We start from the raw sequence: 15,128 nt of genomic DNA on the forward strand, positions 1-15,128 counted from the left end.
CTGTCCGGTCTGCGGGGCCAGCCCGAAAAGTTTTAAATGTCTGGGTTGAACAACAACACCCCAAACCCTTGTTAATTTTTCAATCGTTATACAGCCATACAGAGACAAAAATGTCTCTGTATGGCTGTCTCTATTTTGTATCATTTTGCGTTTCGTGTTTAACCAGTCTGGCTGACTTCTGTTTTAACTCCTTGTTATATTAGGTAATACATTCTGTATTTGCGATGTGGCACAAGGCTTGCTGTTTAATTATTCACAGCCGGAGATTAACCGCAAAAACAGGAGGCATATATGAGACTCAACGACATAAAAAAAGATTACAACCTGATAAATTCAGTAGACTGGGACATGACCCCTGAAGAAGCCATTGCCCTGCACCTGGAATGGGGGCCATTGCGTTCCCAGAGTTATTACAACTCCAGGGATAATAACAATGAAACCGTCTATTTTGTCATCAACACCTGGAAGAAAACTCCCATTCTGACCCTTGTCAGGAGAAAGGGGTTTGATTCCGAAGAACTTGGCAGCTTTGATCTCCCCGAGGATGTTGTCTCGGAATTCATGCAAGGTATCGGCAAGTACAAAGGGGTTTACGCCGTCGAAGGGAAAGTCAGGGACTGGCTTAAAAAGGAACTTGATGCGTAACCCGCCATTTACATAAAACTCACCTGCGTTGAGTTCTTTTTTTCCGGAACCGGAAGATGGACCGTCCTGACCCATCCTCCGGTTCCCTCTTGGTTATACTATTCCTCTTCCGAGTTCTTTATAAAATCCTTTACCATCATGTCACCTAGTTCCATGGAGCGTTTGGTGGCGGATTCAACTGCATTGATCAGGGTAGTGCGAAGCCCGCCCTGTTCCAGGGTGTGGATGCCGGCAATGGCAGTGCCCCCCGGAGAGGCCACCCTGTCTTTGAGCTGGCCCGGGTGTTCCCGGCTTTCAAGAAGCAGGCGCGCCGAGCCCAACACGGTCTGGGTGGATAAAAACAGGGAATCTTTTCTGGACAACCCCATTTTTACCCCGGCATCAGCCATGGCATCCACAATGGTAAAAATATAGGCCGGGCCTGATCCGCTCAATCCAGTGAACGCATCCATGAGTATGTTTTCCTGGATAAATACTGTTTTTCCCACGGAATCAAAAACCGCCCGGGCCAGTTCCACATCACCTTCCTGGACAAACTGCCCCGCACACACTGCTGTGGCGCTCTCTTTGACAAAGGCGCAGATATTGGGCATGGACCTGATCAGACGCAGTTCCTTTTTAAGGCCTGCGGCAATGGCGGCCAAAGGCACACCTGCGGCAATGGAGATCACAAGCTTGGATTTGTCCAGGACCGGTGCGGTCTCTTTGAGCACGGAACCCAGAATCTGGGGTTTGGTGGCATAGATAATAATTTCTGATTTTTCACAGACTTCGATATTGCTGGATGTGGTTAACACCCCGTATTTTTTCTGAATTTCCTTGCGTGTGTTGGGAGAAATATCTGAACAGATGATATTTTCGGGTCTGGTTGCCTTGGACAGCACAAGCCCGCTGACCAGGGCTTCTCCCATGTTGCCGCTTCCAATGAAACCGATTTTTTTATCCTGAAGCATCCCGCCTCCTTTTTGGGCTGAAGTAATCATAACTTGACTATACTACGGCCCAGTCTGAAATCGTGTCAAGGCAAATATCATCCCGGCTTAAGGCAGTCTCATGCAATTTGTTTACAGTTTGATGCCAATTTCGAACGGCTCATACGGATTTTTTATATTAAATTTGGCTCATGTCGCGTTTTTAATGCGCTTTAAACGGTCATATTTCGAGAATAATCTTACCGACATGCGTTGCGCTTTCCATAAGCCGATGGGCCTCTGCAGCCTGCTCCAGGGGAAATGTTTTGTGGACAGCTGGTTTGATTTTTCCCGCCTCAATCAGCGGCCATACATTCTCCCTGAGCTGTGCCGCAATTTCAGATTTGGAGGCATCCGGGCGGCTGCGCAAGGTGGAGCCCGTGTAAAGGAGACGTTTCAGCATGATGGGCATCAGATTGATCTCGACTTTGGAGCCCTTGTTAAATGCAATCTGAACGATGCGTGCACCCGGGGCCGACACCTTGATATTGCGTTCAATGTAGTCTCCTCCGACAATATCAAGAATGACATTGGCGCCCTTGACTTCATTTCTGACAATTTCAACAAAATCTTCCGTGTTGTAGTCAATAACCCGATCTGCACCGAAACCTTTACAGGCTTCACATCGTTCTGCAGGGCTGTCGGTGGCATACACCTTTGCGCCGAAAGCTTTTCCAAGCATGATGGCCGTTGAGCCGATACCGCCGGAACCGCCGTGGACAAGAAAGATTTCCCCGTCTTTGAGTCCGGCCCCCATAAATATATTGCTCCAAACCGTGAAGAACGTCTCGGGAATTCCCGCGGCCTCCACCAGACCCAAGCCCTTTGGAATCGGCAGACAATGGGGTGCCAGAACGGCACAATACTCGGCATAACCGCCGCCGTTGGTCAGGGCACAGGCTTGGTCTCCCACAGACCAGCCGTTGACATTGCTGCCAACGGCAACAATGGTTCCTGCGATTTCCAGACCCAGAAGGTCCGATGCGCCCTTTGGCGGCGGATAAAGCCCTTTGCGCTGAACTATATCGGGCCCGTTTACACCGGTAGCCGCCACCTTGATCAGCACCTCGTCCGGTTTTGGCTGGGGCAGAGGCCTGCTTCCCACAGAAAGGGCCTCGGGACCGCCCGGTTCGGTAATTTCAATCACTTTCATCTGTTCCGGTAATGTGGCTGTCATCGCTGATTTCCTCCATCGTAAATAAATTATAAATTTAGGTCCATTAAATATCGCCAGGGTTTTTGTAACAGTTACTGGGATTAAAATTCTCCCATTCACGTTATAAGTTAACTTAAGTATCAGGTCAAATCATGTTGATAGCTTTAGGGCACCAATTTTGTGGTTAAGGGTAAAGGCGTGCCAGAAATTCGGCAACACAAGCCGGCTTTTCACCACCGTCAATATCAATGGTAATAAGATAACAGATCTGTATACCGCCCTTCACCTCTTCTACTTGATGAATTGTCGTTCTTGCCCGAATTTTGGCTCCGGCTTTAACAGCAGAAGGAAAACGAAGCCTGTTAAGACCATAGTTTACCCGATACGTCATGCCAGGATAATTTTTCTGAAAAAAATCAGGATGATTGCTTTCAGTTAAATAAGGCAATAAGGACAATGTCAAATACCCGTGGGCAATTGTTGATTTATAAGGAGACTCTTCTTTGGCTCGCTGAACATCTGTATGAATCCATTGCACATCACCGGTAACTTCAGCAAAATCATTAATTCGTTTCTGGTCAATCTCAAGCCAGGGGCCGACATGAATCTGCTGACCAATCTGTGGTTGAATAAAATTTAAAAATTCCTGACATTTTTTCTGATTGCTCATGGTTTCGCTCTCTTTAGTTTAATATTTTTATAGCAAACAAAGCAGTATAAAATGGGAGCCCGCTTGTTTGGGTATGACATCTGAGTTAAATTTTTTTGAATTTTGACACCTGTTCTTTTTTAATCCACCAGACTTGGTTTTCATCCTTGGCGCCCTTGATAAATCCGGTTCGAAGAAAATTTTTTATCTTGGTGGGCGGCAATCCGGATAGCTTTGAAAATTCTTCCAGGCTGACAGATTCCGCCAACAGAGTCGGGCACTCCTTGGGTGCATATGAGACTTGGGGCGGATGATCTCCCTGGATTTTTATCAATTCTTTTTCCGGAATATGCCATTGCGTGGCAGATATCTTTTCCCCTTTGAGAAAACCGGTCTTCAGCAGACGTCTGACCTTGATGGGAGCAATCCGGGTCAGTTTTGCAAAATCCGCCACTGAAATATATCCCGGAGGGGCTTTTATTTCGGGGGGAGTAATCTTTTGGAAATCTTCTTCGATTTCCAGAAGAGATGCCTGAATCTGGAATTTGCCGAATTTTGTATTAAAGGGAACCACAATAATGGGCTTGCCCCTGAGACCTTTGGGGATGGGAGGGACTGCTTGACTGATTTGGGGCACAGCCACATCAAAGAAAAATCCTCTTTTTGATAATTTTGCTTTGGCCGATCCGGTAATCATATTGGTTAGTTCGCCCGCAAGGTCCTGGAGTTCGTTCAGAGAGGCCTGGGAAGAATCAAAGATGGTGGAAAGAATATGGGTTAAAAAGGGCTGTGAAAAATTGATTATGAAATACCCGGAGATGCCGTGGCCGTTAAGGCTGATGAAGCCGTTGATGTCCTCGCCGATCAGGGGGCTTGTCCTGATGGTGGGGCGGCCGGGTTTGGATTCAATGCCCGAAAATGTGGAAAATACATCTATAGAGGCAGTGATAAATGGGTTGATATATTTAACGTCCATAGTGCTCTTAGCTGGTTTTAAAAAAGGCTTTAAGTATACTACCTGCCAATCTAAAAGTTTACAAGCCTGATTTCATGCTATTTCGGGGGGCATGGAGATTCTTCGTATTTTTATTTTCAGATGGATTGGCCTCTATTTTGCTTAATGTGTTGACATGAGAATTGGCGTACAAAAACTGAGATCAAAGCTGGACCAGCTTTATTCGACATATAACCGGAAACAGTATGTTGATCCTGATCCATTGTTGTTTCTTTACAACTATCCGGATGTCCGGGACAGGGAGATCGCAGGACTCATTGCATCGAGTCTGGCATATGGCCGGGTGGCCATGATCATGCAGGCTGTGGCGGCTGTGCTTGACAAGATGGGACCTGACCTTCGCGGGTTTGTAATGAATACTGATCCGGAAAACATTGCCGGCATGTTCCAAAACTTTAAATACCGGTTTGCCACAGGGGATCACTTAAGCGCCCTGATTATGGGACTTCAGGCGGTTATTGCAGATTACGGATCCCTGGGTGCCTGTTTTACTGTGGATCAGGATGATGGGACAGATCTGTTTCAAGGACTTGTCCGGATCAGGACCCGGGTTTTGCGGGCAGGGGATGCCGGACATCTTTTGGCTGATCCCGGAAAAACCTCTGCCTGCAAGCGAAGTCATCTGCTTTTAAGGTGGATGGTGCGCAAGGATCAGGTGGATCCGGGGGGCTGGTCCAATATACCGGCAGCAGCACTGACCTGTCCTGTGGATGCGCACATGTTTAAAATCGGACATATGCTTGGATTTACAAAACGCCGCAGTGCCGACGGGATCTGTGCTGCCCAGATTACCGAAGGCTTCAGGCAGATCAATCCTGATGACCCGGTGAAATATGATTTCTGCCTGACCCGGTTCGGAATCCGTGACGGGCTTGATATGGCTGAGCTGAAAAAGTTTTTAAAGGACGACGTTTATGATTTATAACGGATATGAATTTCCGCCTTTGATCAAGGGAACGCTTTTGAAACGCTATAAACGCTTTCTGGCTGATATTGAACTGGAAACCGGTGGCGTGGTTACTGCCCATTGCCCCAACTCAGGGTCCATGAAAGGCTGTGCCCGTCCGGGTGCCGAGGCGTGGATATCACAAAGCACCAACCTGAAACGAAAGCTTAAATACACCTGGGAACTTACCCGGATTGACGGCACGTTCATCGGTATTAATACCCTTGTGCCCAACCGGTTGGTCAGGGCCTCTGTGGAAAACGGTCTGGTACCGGAGCTTTCCGGTTACAGCCGGGTGAGGACAGAGGTCAAAACATCCGAACATACCCGCCTGGACCTGCTGCTGGAAGATAACAACGGAAAACGGTGTTTTGTGGAAATCAAAAACTGCACCCTGGTGGAAAACGGAGTGGCCAGGTTCCCCGATGCCGTTACGATGCGGGGACAAAAGCATATCCAGGAACTTGTGGCCCTTGTCGCCAACGGACACAGGGCGGTCCTGTTTTTCTTTGTCCAGCGCACAGATGCCCATATCTTTACCCCGGCGGCTGACATTGATCCGGAATATGCAGAAAAGCTCATGCAGGCCAGGTTGAAGGGGGTTGAAATTATTGTCCGGGATGTTGTTTTTGATCTGGATGCAGCTCCGGCACGGATTCGCCTGAACCGATCTTTAAATTTTTTCAGACTGGATTGACAAACTACCACTATGTAGTATTTTCTTAAAAAGAAATTCATCTTGCTAAATGGATGATCACTTGAAGGATAAAAGGAGGGCAGATATGTGGAATTATTCGGAAAAGGTTATGGAACATTTTTTGAAACCAAGGACTGTGGGAGCGCATGAAGGTGCCACCGCCATTGGTGAAACAGGGTCTTTGAATTGCGGAGATGCACTTAAACTCTAATTAAAGGTAAATGAGAATGAAAGAATCATTGACGCCTCTTTTATGACGTTTGGCTGTGCGTCCGCCGTGGCCTCCTCCTCGGCGTTAACCGAGATCATCAAGGGCATGACCCTGGATGATGCCGCCAAAGTAACCAATGACGACATTGCCGATTACCTGGGCGGGCTGCCCAAGGAAAAAATGCATTGTTCGGTCATGGGCCAGGCCGCCCTTAAAAAAGCCATTGCCGATTTCCGCGGGATTCAGATCCTTGAAAAACCAGGAGAGATGGTATGCGAATGTTTTGATGTGACAGACCTTGAAATCATTGATGCCGTTAAAAAAAATGGCCTTGAGAATACCGAAGATGTGACCAATTATCTTAAAGCAGGCGGCGGGTGCGGCAAATGCCTGGATAGAATTGAAAAAATTGTCCACAAGACCAGGGCATCCATGGAAACATCTTCGGCAGCAGATTGATTTAAAAAAAGGATTGATATGATCTACATCGATAATAACGCCACCACCCGGGTGGCTGACGAAGTGATCGAAGAAATGCTGCCGTATTTAGGGCAGTTTTACGGCAACCCGTCCTCAATGTATAGCTTTGCGGATTTAGTAAATAAAAAAGTGGGGCAGGCCAGGGCACAGGTGGCAGACCTGATCAATGCAGACCCTGGCGAGATTATTTTTACCGCCTGCGGCACTGAAAGCGATAATGCAGCCATTAACGCGGCCATCAGCGCATTTCCCCGGAAAAAACATATTATCACCACGGCAGTTGAGCACCCGGCCATCAGAAGTCTTTGTTTTCACCTCCAGGAAAAAAAGGGGTACAAGGTGACCTTTGTGCCGGTGGACAACAAGGGGCGCCTGGACCTTGACACCCTTTACAGGGCCATGTCCGATGATACTGCCGTTATTTCCGTCATGTGGGCCAATAATGAAACAGGGGTAATTTTTCCCATTGCAGAAATTGCAGAAAAGGCAAAGGAAAAGGGGATCTGGTTTCATACTGATGCGGTCCAGGCCACGGGCAAGATTCCCATTGACGTTAGGGCTGCGGGGGTGGATATGCTTTCTCTGTCAGGACATAAAATCCATGCACCCAAGGGTATTGGCGTGCTGTATGTCAAAAAGGGGATCAAGTTTTCACCTTTTCTCATTGGCGGCCACCAGGAAAAGGGCCGCAGGGGCGGCACGGAAAATACTGCATCCATCATTGCTTTGGGTAAGGCCTGTGAACTTGCAAAAGCGCATCTTCCCCTGATGGCGACCAAGGTCCGGGAGGTCCGGGATTACCTTGAGACACGGCTTCTGGAAGCCATCCCCGCGACGTCCGTGAACGGGAACAGGGGAAACCGCCTGCCCAATACCCTGTCCATCGGCTTTGATGCCGTTGAGGGTGAATCCATCCTCATGCTGATGAACCAGGCCGGCATATGCGCCTCTTCGGGTTCTGCCTGTACCTCGGGCTCCCTGGATCCTTCCCATGTGCTCATGGCCATGCAGGTGCCCTTTAAATCAGCCCACGGCACCATTCGGTTTTCATTGTCCCACTATAATACCAAAGCGGAAATGGACACCATCGTGCAGACACTGGTCCCTGCCATTGACAGATTGCGGCAGATGTCGCCGTTCTGGAAAGACGGAAAAGTTGTGTGATTATCTGTGCTTTGGGGAGCGGCGGTGTCCCATACCTTATTCGCTTCAATATAATCTTTCCCCCGAATGTTTTATAGGGCCTTGAAATCCCATGAATGAAACATTCGGGGTGAAGTCCATCGTAAGGATCCAACTCAGTCAGACAAACCATATTCTTTAAAAAAGGCATGCCCCTTTTCAGAAGTAGTGAGGGCAAGAAAAGCCTTTGCTTGATCCGGATTTTTTGAGCCTGTCAATACCGCCAGTATCAGCTTCTTTTTTGGGGCAAATTTTTCATCTATACGCAACCCATCCACATAGTCCACATTTTCCTGCCATGTGGAAACGGCGTACCAATTAATGCTTACATCTGCTTTATCAGCTTTGATTGCATTCACCAGGCTCTGTGAATGCAGGGTGACTGTGGCCTTTTTCATCACCTGATCAAAATTGCCATAATTTGTGAGGATTTTTTTTGTTTCTTTTCCAATACTGCCCCTTTCAGCAGATCCGATTATTACCTTAAAACGGTCATCGGTCAAAGCGGAAAGCGTTGCAGGGATTTTTTTGGGATTGCCTTTTTTTACAAGAATCGCAGCCTGGTTGTATCCTACTTGTGATTTATCAACTATTGACCCCGGGTGCTCGGATTCCAATTTTTGAATATATGAGTCTTCACCAGGTAAAAACAGATCTCCGTTTTTATTTTCTAAAAGCAATGACAGCAGCTTTCCTGATCCCCCTTTGACAAATTGTACTTGGCACCCGGTTTCTTTCTCAAACTCTTTTGAAATTTCAACCATGGGTTTCACCATAGTAATTCCACAATAAATAACAAGCTTACACGGTGTGTCAGCGCATACAAAAGTTGGCAGAAATACGAAAAAAGCAATTAATGAGCAGGTTAAATTTTTAATCATCTTGTTTTTCCTCCTGTAATTTTGAAACGGTAATAATCCTGTTAAAGTTAAAAACTCTGCTTTAGTGGTTATAATTGAAACCGTTCTACGGTTTTGAACAACTTAGATGCGATTTTATTTAATTCATCACTTTTTTGCTTCACATTCAAACTCTCTTCAGAGGTAATTGCTGATGCCTGGGTCAACATTTTACTTTCATTGGTTATATTGTCTGAAAATACGGCATTTTCCGAAATACGGGTTGTTATTTCTTTGATCCCGACAGACACGGAGGAGATATTGTCGGAGATTTCCTTTGTTTTTTCCGATTGCACGTCCATAGACTCAGCAACACTGTCAGCCCGCTGATCAATATCGCCTATCAACCGGGTGATTTCAGAAATTTCATCCAAGGCCTGTTCAGATGCTTTTTGAATTCCTCCCACATGCTGTTTAATCTCCATGGTTGCCTCTGTTGTTTTCTTGGCAAGTTCTTTGATCTCAGTGGCAACCACAGCAAACCCTTTACCTGCCTCTCCTGCCCTCGCGGCCTCAATTGTGGCGTTGAGTGCAAGTAGATTCGTACTTTCAGAGATATCAGTAATAGTCTCTGTGATTTTTGTGATGCTTTTTGCACTTTCACCAAGGGCGATTGTCGTCTGTAAGACGGTCTGCCCTTTTTCAGATGCATGAGAACTTATCCCTCTCATATCGTCTGACGCTTTAACAGATGTTGCAATGATGGAATTCATTTCATCCGTAGACTTAACAATAAATTCAACATTGGATGCAGCCAGTTGAGCTGCCTGCTGTACGTCATTGATATTTGCATTCATTGTTTGAGCCGCATCATAAACACTTTTTGCATTGGCATCGGTTTTATTTGAAACTGAAGACAAATTGTCAGATACGTTGGATAAATTCTGGGAAGATTTGGATAACAGCTTAGCCTCCCCCTGCAACTCGGTAAAAATTTTACTTAAACTCGAAACCATTTTATTTAAAGACATTACGAGTGTTCCGATCTCATCCGTTCTATCTATTTGGATGGTTTCCGTAAAATCTCCTTTTGCAATCTGTTCGGCAAATCGCACACTGGTCAAAATCGGCTTGACAATGGAACTGGCCACAAAAAACATGAAACCACCGACAATAATAAATGTTAGCGCCATAATGGCAATTAATTTAACATTTAAATTTTTCTGTGCTTGTTTTGAAAGGGTAGATGAGAATTTTTTGATACTATTAATCGCCAGGGTCTGTTGATTCGTTATGCCGGAGACCACCTCATGATTTTTTTTATTAATTTCAGAAAACATGGCTTCGATTTTAGAGATCGCTTCCATACTTGCCAGGTTAACCTGAAGCTTGACGTTCAAATAATTAAAATCATTCTGGATGGTGTGGGTAAATTCCTTTTGCATGGCTCCGGTAAGGTGATTTCCCATATTGTACTTTTCATCTTCGGAAGGAGATTTGGATGTTGCAAATTGTATCCAGGAAATAGCCGGATTTTCTTTTAATATTGTTTCAATATTTTTCTGAGCTTTTTCTATTTCAAAATCGATCACATGGGGGAAGATTTGATTGGCTATTGATTTTGTGAGCGTACCATACGATATGATATAAAGATCTGTGACGATTTTCTTGGTAGTTTCTGTTGACAGCTCAAGTTTTTTTTCAATATTTTGAAAATTTTCTGTAAGAGAATTTATCAACTGGTCGTCTTTTTTAATAACATTATTCACAATCTCATTGGTAATATGCGTATCTTTTTGTTTGATTTCACGGTTAACAATTATGACAAGGCAGGAAAATGCAATAAGTAGAAATAGCTGTAAATTATAATTAAGTTTCGCACGAATACCCATGGTGAAAATCCCTTTTTGATAAGCTTTTCTTTTTTTATGGTTTAAAATTATACGATAATGGTGATTCTCTTTTTTATACCACATTATTCAGTTAAACATTTTTTTTATGTAATTTCAAACCTAAATTTATTGGAAATTAACTGTATTTTCTACATTGCCATAGTCATTCCGGCAAAATCAGTTACCCGGGTGCCGCGTTTGTTATGGATTCTGTTAAGGGGGGCAAGTCCTGTGAAGGATCTCCACAATGGGCAGATACCACTGTTCAATGCTGTTTCCATTTTTCAGCGCCTTTCTGGGACAGGCGTCCCACCCATTGGCGGTCCGGGTTGAGGCAGCGATAGTTTTCGGTGAGATAAAATTCTTGGGCCTTGTAATCTTCCTTGAACTGGTGGATGAATTTGACGTTGGCATCCCTGAATCCGTAAATGCTCTGGTCATCATCCCCTACGGCCATGATGGCGATTTTTGCATCTTCACTGGATGCCAACCGGCCGGTGAGTGCCGTAATAAACCGGTACTGGCGTGCGTCTATGTCCTGGTACTCATCCACCAGAATTAACGGTACCGGGCCAGCAGGTACTGCCGGGCCTGATTTGTGTCCACACCCGGGATCTCCATTTTGCCTTCAAGAATCTCAACAGCTTCGTCAATCACCAGGTTGAAATTAATCTCCCGGTTTTGGTTTTGCCCATTGTATGGGTCCAGCAGACAGCGGCCCGTGATGCGCATGGCAAGACCGTGGAAGGTCATGGCCGTCACCTGGGTGCTTTGTTTTCCGGTCAAGGCTTTGGATGATATCTGCATAGGCTTTGGCTATCATGGCCGTGGTGATGATTTTCTTCTGGCCGGGAAAATACTGGCGGATGAATTTATCTTGGTTACAATCCTGGACGATCTCCATCACCGGAACATCTTTGGGGTTAAAAATCCAGTGAGCCGCATTCTGCCCGGGCCGATAAAGCCCCAGGCATCCGCGTCCAGTTCCAGCCGGACATAGGCGCAGGTGGGCAGCTTTTCCAGGGGTGTGTCTCCCATCTGGCTGCAAAAATCATGAAACGCCGGATTATGGCCCACAATAACAGCCTGGTCAATAGTTGCGGGGAGATCATCCCGGCAAAATGCCAAAAGGTCGTGGGCGCTGAAGGTGTATAGTTTTTCTGCCACGGTCCAGGTAAAAGAGAACCCTTTGAGATTGCCGGAAATCCTTTCAATGGTTTCCCTGGCCCGGGCCGCAGGGCTTGTGAAAACATTGGAAAAATTACAGCCTGATTTTGCAATTTCAGGCGCCATTACAGCGCATGCCCGGATGCCCCTTGGGGCCAGGGGCCTGTCAATATCGACAAGGCTTTGGTCTGTCCAGCTGGATTTGGCATGGCGGATCAGGTGAAGTGTTTTCATGGCTTAAATAAGTACTCCAGTCCATTGCGTTTTATTGCATACACGGTGCGCAAGTTTTTTGACCTCCTGTAAAAATATGCTGCAAAACAATACGATATGATCATATAAGCACACAAGCCCCGGATCACCGATTCTTAAAAAATCTGTATTTTTTGCTCTCATAACATTTTTGAAGAACAGACTTCCACCACAAAAGAAATTTCATCCAGCGTTAGTCAGGCTAGTGAAGAGATGAGAATATCAAGCGACCAGGTGAAAGCCAGTGCATCTGAACTTTCCCAAATGGCAGAGAGCCCCGACCAGATGGTCGGGCAGTTCAAATTTCAACACGGATAAGGATACAGCCTGATGTGAAATCTGCCATTGACCCTTGTTCGGGAAGTTCTTGCGGCAAAAAGGCAGACAGGCAAGCTTCTAAAATTAAAACAAATAAAGAATGATGGGTGTAACTTCTGGGGAAATACCATGGATCTCCCCAGAAGTTTATCGGGAATCAATTAAAACCGATACGTGACGGTAACCCCGACAGTTCTCGGATCACCGTTCTGGGCTACGCCGATGGGCTCTGTGGCACCATAATCAAAGGCTGAGGTGTAATATTCCTCATCAAAGGCGTTTTTACACCATAAAACGACATCATATTTCTCAGATTCATAACCCATCCGAAAATTTACAAGACAGTAGTCGCCAAGTTCTACATGGTTGTCATTTTGAACATTTCCGTACATTTCTCCTGTCCCCAGGAAATCCACCCTGCCGAAAAATCCGGATACATGATGGTATTGGGTGCCTAAACTGTATGTGTAGTCCGGCGTATTGGGCATCTTGTTTCCTGAGTAATCCGAAGATCCTGACGCCCACTCATCAATTTCGGCATCCACATATCCAAAGGTGGCAAACAGCTCTAATCCTTTGATAGGCTTGGCCTTAAGTTCAAGTTCTATCCCCTTTGAATGGGCTTCTGCTGCGTTTGAAATGGCAACAACGGCCCCACCGGCTGTATACTGGGATACCTGCTTGTCTTCCATGGAAATATAGTAGACCGATGCATTGGCAATGAGCCGTTTATCAAACCAGTCTGTTTTAATCCCGAGTTCGTAATTCCAGGTATATTCCGGGTCATATTCAAAACTATCCTCGTCTGTTGCCTGGGCGTAGTTGTATCCGCAGGTTCAGACCGGGGGGCCGTTCCTGTCAATATCTCCAGTTGCCGTAATTGCAGTGCAACCAGTTCAAGGGCCTTGGCCTCTATAAAAAGAGTGTCATCCGGGGTGGCTGTAAAGGAATTAAACGCCTGGTGCCCACATATTTTCTGGGCAAAATCCAAACTTCTGGATCTGGCAAAATTCTTTTTTTTACCGGCGTTGAAGTCAAGCATGTCCAGCGCCTCAACCAGGTCTTCACTGCACTTGCCCGTCAGTTTTGTAAAAATTTCAGGATTCACACATACAATGAGCGTGCGGACAGGTGTATTGCTCTTTACGTCCATGGACGCAGCAGATTTATAGTCGGAATATTCGATGTTGGAGAATCCTTTTCCCAATCGTACCCTGGGTTCGGGATAAGACACCTGGCTGACACCGGAAAAACATGTAAAAAATCCGATAAAAGGCAGGTCATCTTTCCCTCTGGACAACCGGATTTCCCCGTCCCCGTACAAGGAAAAATCCTGGATAACCATGGATATGCCGCTTTGGAAATATGTTACTTTTGAGAGCCAGCCGGTTCCGTAGCTGGGATTCAAACGGACTGAATGAAGCCGTCCGTCTTCCCAGCACATAGAACCGTCAGTCAGTTGCTGCATTTCCATTGAAACCATCTCTTACTCCGCAAAATGGATTAAACGCAAAAAAAGTGGACCAAACGTAAGCAGGTAATAATGTTTTTATGATAGATACCTGTCTTTATTAGGCAGGTCAAATATATTTATTTTTTTTGTTATATTAGGGACAGATAAGTCAGGAGGGAAATGATGAAAAAAGGAATATGATTCCAACTGGACCCCGTCGGCGGCCAATCCTTATGCCGGGTATTACGGTCCTGCCTCGGATTCCGATGAAATGAGTTCTTCCTTTGCCACGGGCAGGGCGTCAGTCAGCTATGCCGTTAGCCCGGATTTCAATACGTATTTCACCTATGCCAGGGGATATAAGGCAAAAGCCTATCAGGACATTGCCACAAGGTACATATTCATGGGCGATAATTCGGACCTGACCGTGGATGCCGCCCAAATCAACAGCTATGAACTGGGAATAAAAACCCAGAGCCCTGATAAACGCGCAGGCGTTAATGTAGCCTTGTTTCTCAATGATGTCAAAGACGACCATGTCTCCTATGTTGATATGGTCACTTTAACCCAGGCCGTGGCCAACAATGACACGGAAACAAAAGGCGTAGAGGTAGAAGGGTTCTGGAAGCCTGGGAAAGGGTTTACCATCACTGCCGGAGCCGGTTACACAGATGCCCAGATTACAGGAGTTCCTGCAAACGCTCAGGATGTCAAAGAGGAAAATTGTGTTCCCTATTCTCCAAAATGGAATGCCACGGTATCCATCTCCCATAACCTATCCTTACCGCCGTTCTGGGGGATGACCTCCCCGTCTCTTTATACATCAGTGACCAACCGGTATGTCGGCGACAGACAAGGGGACCCGGAAAACAGCTTTGAACTGGATGCATACAACAAGCTGGATCTGCGCATTGGAATCATGAGCGAACACCTGGAATTTTATTTGTGGTGCGACAACCTTTTTGATGAAACATACGATCTTTACGGATACAATCTTGGCACATCGGTGATCGACGGCAGCACCGTCCTTGCAGGCACACCAGCCAGGGGCCGTATCCTGGGCATCGGCATTGCATATTATTTTTAACTTTTGAGTTAGGATCAATCTGTGCATGACCCCGTCCGATGATTTGGGAGTCTCCATTTTGGCTCAGGCCACTTCCAAAGGCGCTGAGCTCTCTGCCGAATTTAAAGCCACCCGGGAGGTCAGCCTGTTTGCCTCATCCGGCTACACCGATGTCATCTGTGACGAGTT

Annotated in this window: 16 protein-coding genes and 1 pseudogene; 7 read left to right on the forward strand and 10 right to left on the reverse strand. The window is 46.1% G+C overall.

Annotation, left to right across the window (positions count from 1 at the left end; translation table 11 throughout):
- Positions 1-291 precede the first annotated feature (291 nt).
- Entirely contained in the window at positions 292-645 is a 354-nt protein-coding gene (locus AB7U36_RS07125; RefSeq protein WP_428159099.1) for a DVU0772 family protein, read from the forward strand.
- Positions 646-743: 98 nt separating this feature from the next.
- Here the strand turns inward: AB7U36_RS07125 and proC are convergent, their stop codons facing one another.
- The 4 genes from proC to AB7U36_RS07145 form a co-directional block, all read right to left on the reverse strand.
- Positions 744-1,598 (reverse strand): pyrroline-5-carboxylate reductase, encoded by an 855-nt coding sequence (proC, locus tag AB7U36_RS07130; RefSeq protein WP_428159100.1) that lies wholly within the window; start codon positions 1,596-1,598, stop codon positions 744-746.
- A gap of 199 nt (positions 1,599-1,797) precedes the next feature.
- Complete coding sequence (locus AB7U36_RS07135) at positions 1,798-2,793, reverse strand: NAD(P)H-quinone oxidoreductase (protein WP_428159101.1); 996 nt, start codon at positions 2,791-2,793, stop codon at positions 1,798-1,800.
- Between the two features lie 163 nt (positions 2,794-2,956).
- Complete coding sequence (locus AB7U36_RS07140) at positions 2,957-3,442, reverse strand: MaoC family dehydratase (protein ID WP_428159102.1); 486 nt, start codon at positions 3,440-3,442, stop codon at positions 2,957-2,959.
- Between the two features lie 85 nt (positions 3,443-3,527).
- The gene (locus AB7U36_RS07145) at positions 3,528-4,397 is read right to left on the reverse strand and encodes a chemotaxis protein CheX (RefSeq protein WP_428159103.1); all 870 of its coding nucleotides are present in this window, start codon (positions 4,395-4,397) and stop codon (positions 3,528-3,530) included.
- A gap of 154 nt (positions 4,398-4,551) precedes the next feature.
- Between AB7U36_RS07145 and AB7U36_RS07150 the strand changes: the two genes are divergently transcribed.
- The 5 genes and pseudogenes from AB7U36_RS07150 to nifS all read left to right on the forward strand — a co-directional run bounded on the left by AB7U36_RS07150 (position 4,552) and on the right by nifS (position 7,934).
- The gene (locus AB7U36_RS07150) at positions 4,552-5,361 is read left to right on the forward strand and encodes a TIGR02757 family protein (RefSeq protein WP_428159104.1); all 810 of its coding nucleotides are present in this window, start codon (positions 4,552-4,554) and stop codon (positions 5,359-5,361) included.
- Positions 5,351-6,079, forward strand: coding sequence for a DNA/RNA nuclease SfsA (gene sfsA / locus AB7U36_RS07155; RefSeq protein ID WP_428159105.1), 729 nt, complete (start codon positions 5,351-5,353; stop codon positions 6,077-6,079). Before AB7U36_RS07150 ends, sfsA begins: the two co-directional genes overlap by 11 nt.
- Before the next feature lie 85 nt (positions 6,080-6,164).
- A pseudogene (locus AB7U36_RS07160) lies at positions 6,165-6,524 on the forward strand (iron-sulfur cluster assembly scaffold protein); the annotation flags it as partial.
- Positions 6,525-6,557: 33 nt separating this feature from the next.
- Positions 6,558-6,749 carry a (2Fe-2S)-binding protein gene (locus AB7U36_RS07165; RefSeq protein WP_428159113.1) on the forward strand — a complete coding sequence of 64 codons (192 nt, stop codon included), beginning with the start codon at positions 6,558-6,560 and terminating at the stop codon, positions 6,747-6,749.
- Positions 6,750-6,767: 18 nt separating this feature from the next.
- Positions 6,768-7,934: a cysteine desulfurase NifS gene (gene nifS, locus AB7U36_RS07170; protein ID WP_428159106.1), complete on the forward strand. Its 1,167-nt coding sequence runs from the start codon at positions 6,768-6,770 to the stop codon at positions 7,932-7,934.
- A 134-nt stretch (positions 7,935-8,068) separates the two neighbouring features.
- On the opposite strand, the gene AB7U36_RS07175 is transcribed toward nifS, so the two are convergent.
- The 6 genes from AB7U36_RS07175 to AB7U36_RS07200 form a co-directional block, all read right to left on the reverse strand.
- A complete protein-coding gene (locus tag AB7U36_RS07175) occupies positions 8,069-8,833 on the reverse strand; it encodes an extracellular solute-binding protein (protein ID WP_428159107.1) in 765 nt (254 codons plus the stop codon).
- Positions 8,834-8,901: 68 nt separating this feature from the next.
- Positions 8,902-10,767, reverse strand: a complete 1,866-nt coding sequence (locus tag AB7U36_RS07180) for a methyl-accepting chemotaxis protein (RefSeq protein ID WP_428159108.1) — start codon at positions 10,765-10,767, stop codon at positions 8,902-8,904.
- 181 nt (positions 10,768-10,948) lie between these two features.
- Positions 10,949-11,236, reverse strand: a complete 288-nt coding sequence (locus AB7U36_RS07185; protein ID WP_428159109.1) for a UvrD-helicase domain-containing protein — start codon at positions 11,234-11,236, stop codon at positions 10,949-10,951.
- A 5-nt stretch (positions 11,237-11,241) separates the two neighbouring features.
- A complete protein-coding gene (locus tag AB7U36_RS07190) occupies positions 11,242-11,490 on the reverse strand; it encodes a hypothetical protein (protein WP_428159110.1) in 249 nt (82 codons plus the stop codon).
- A 96-nt stretch (positions 11,491-11,586) separates the two neighbouring features.
- Positions 11,587-12,084, reverse strand: a complete 498-nt coding sequence (locus tag AB7U36_RS07195) for a SixA phosphatase family protein (protein WP_428159111.1) — start codon at positions 12,082-12,084, stop codon at positions 11,587-11,589.
- 497 nt (positions 12,085-12,581) lie between these two features.
- Positions 12,582-13,172, reverse strand: a complete 591-nt coding sequence (locus tag AB7U36_RS07200) for a TonB-dependent receptor domain-containing protein (RefSeq protein ID WP_428159114.1) — start codon at positions 13,170-13,172, stop codon at positions 12,582-12,584.
- A gap of 972 nt (positions 13,173-14,144) precedes the next feature.
- Between AB7U36_RS07200 and AB7U36_RS07205 the strand changes: the two genes are divergently transcribed.
- Entirely contained in the window at positions 14,145-14,960 is an 816-nt protein-coding gene (locus AB7U36_RS07205) for a TonB-dependent receptor domain-containing protein (protein WP_428159112.1), read from the forward strand.
- Positions 14,961-15,128 lie beyond the last annotated feature (168 nt).

Source organism: Desulfobacter sp., assembly GCF_050177295.1.

Coding starts and splice junctions, on each gene's coding strand:
- AB7U36_RS07125 (WP_428159099.1), top strand. CDS start 292: ATGAGACTCAACGACATAAAAAAAGATTACAACCTGATAAATTCAGTA.
- proC (WP_428159100.1), bottom strand. CDS start 1,598: ATGCTTCAGGATAAAAAAATCGGTTTCATTGGAAGCGGCAACATGGGA.
- AB7U36_RS07135 (WP_428159101.1), bottom strand. CDS start 2,793: ATGACAGCCACATTACCGGAACAGATGAAAGTGATTGAAATTACCGAA.
- AB7U36_RS07140 (WP_428159102.1), bottom strand. CDS start 3,442: ATGAGCAATCAGAAAAAATGTCAGGAATTTTTAAATTTTATTCAACCA.
- AB7U36_RS07145 (WP_428159103.1), bottom strand. CDS start 4,397: ATGGACGTTAAATATATCAACCCATTTATCACTGCCTCTATAGATGTA.
- AB7U36_RS07150 (WP_428159104.1), top strand. CDS start 4,552: ATGAGAATTGGCGTACAAAAACTGAGATCAAAGCTGGACCAGCTTTAT.
- sfsA (WP_428159105.1), top strand. CDS start 5,351: ATGATTTATAACGGATATGAATTTCCGCCTTTGATCAAGGGAACGCTT.
- AB7U36_RS07165 (WP_428159113.1), top strand. CDS start 6,558: ATGGTATGCGAATGTTTTGATGTGACAGACCTTGAAATCATTGATGCC.
- nifS (WP_428159106.1), top strand. CDS start 6,768: ATGATCTACATCGATAATAACGCCACCACCCGGGTGGCTGACGAAGTG.
- AB7U36_RS07175 (WP_428159107.1), bottom strand. CDS start 8,833: ATGATTAAAAATTTAACCTGCTCATTAATTGCTTTTTTCGTATTTCTG.
- AB7U36_RS07180 (WP_428159108.1), bottom strand. CDS start 10,767: ATGTGGTATAAAAAAGAGAATCACCATTATCGTATAATTTTAAACCAT.
- AB7U36_RS07190 (WP_428159110.1), bottom strand. CDS start 11,490: ATGCAGATATCATCCAAAGCCTTGACCGGAAAACAAAGCACCCAGGTG.
- AB7U36_RS07195 (WP_428159111.1), bottom strand. CDS start 12,084: ATGAAAACACTTCACCTGATCCGCCATGCCAAATCCAGCTGGACAGAC.
- AB7U36_RS07205 (WP_428159112.1), top strand. CDS start 14,145: ATGAGTTCTTCCTTTGCCACGGGCAGGGCGTCAGTCAGCTATGCCGTT.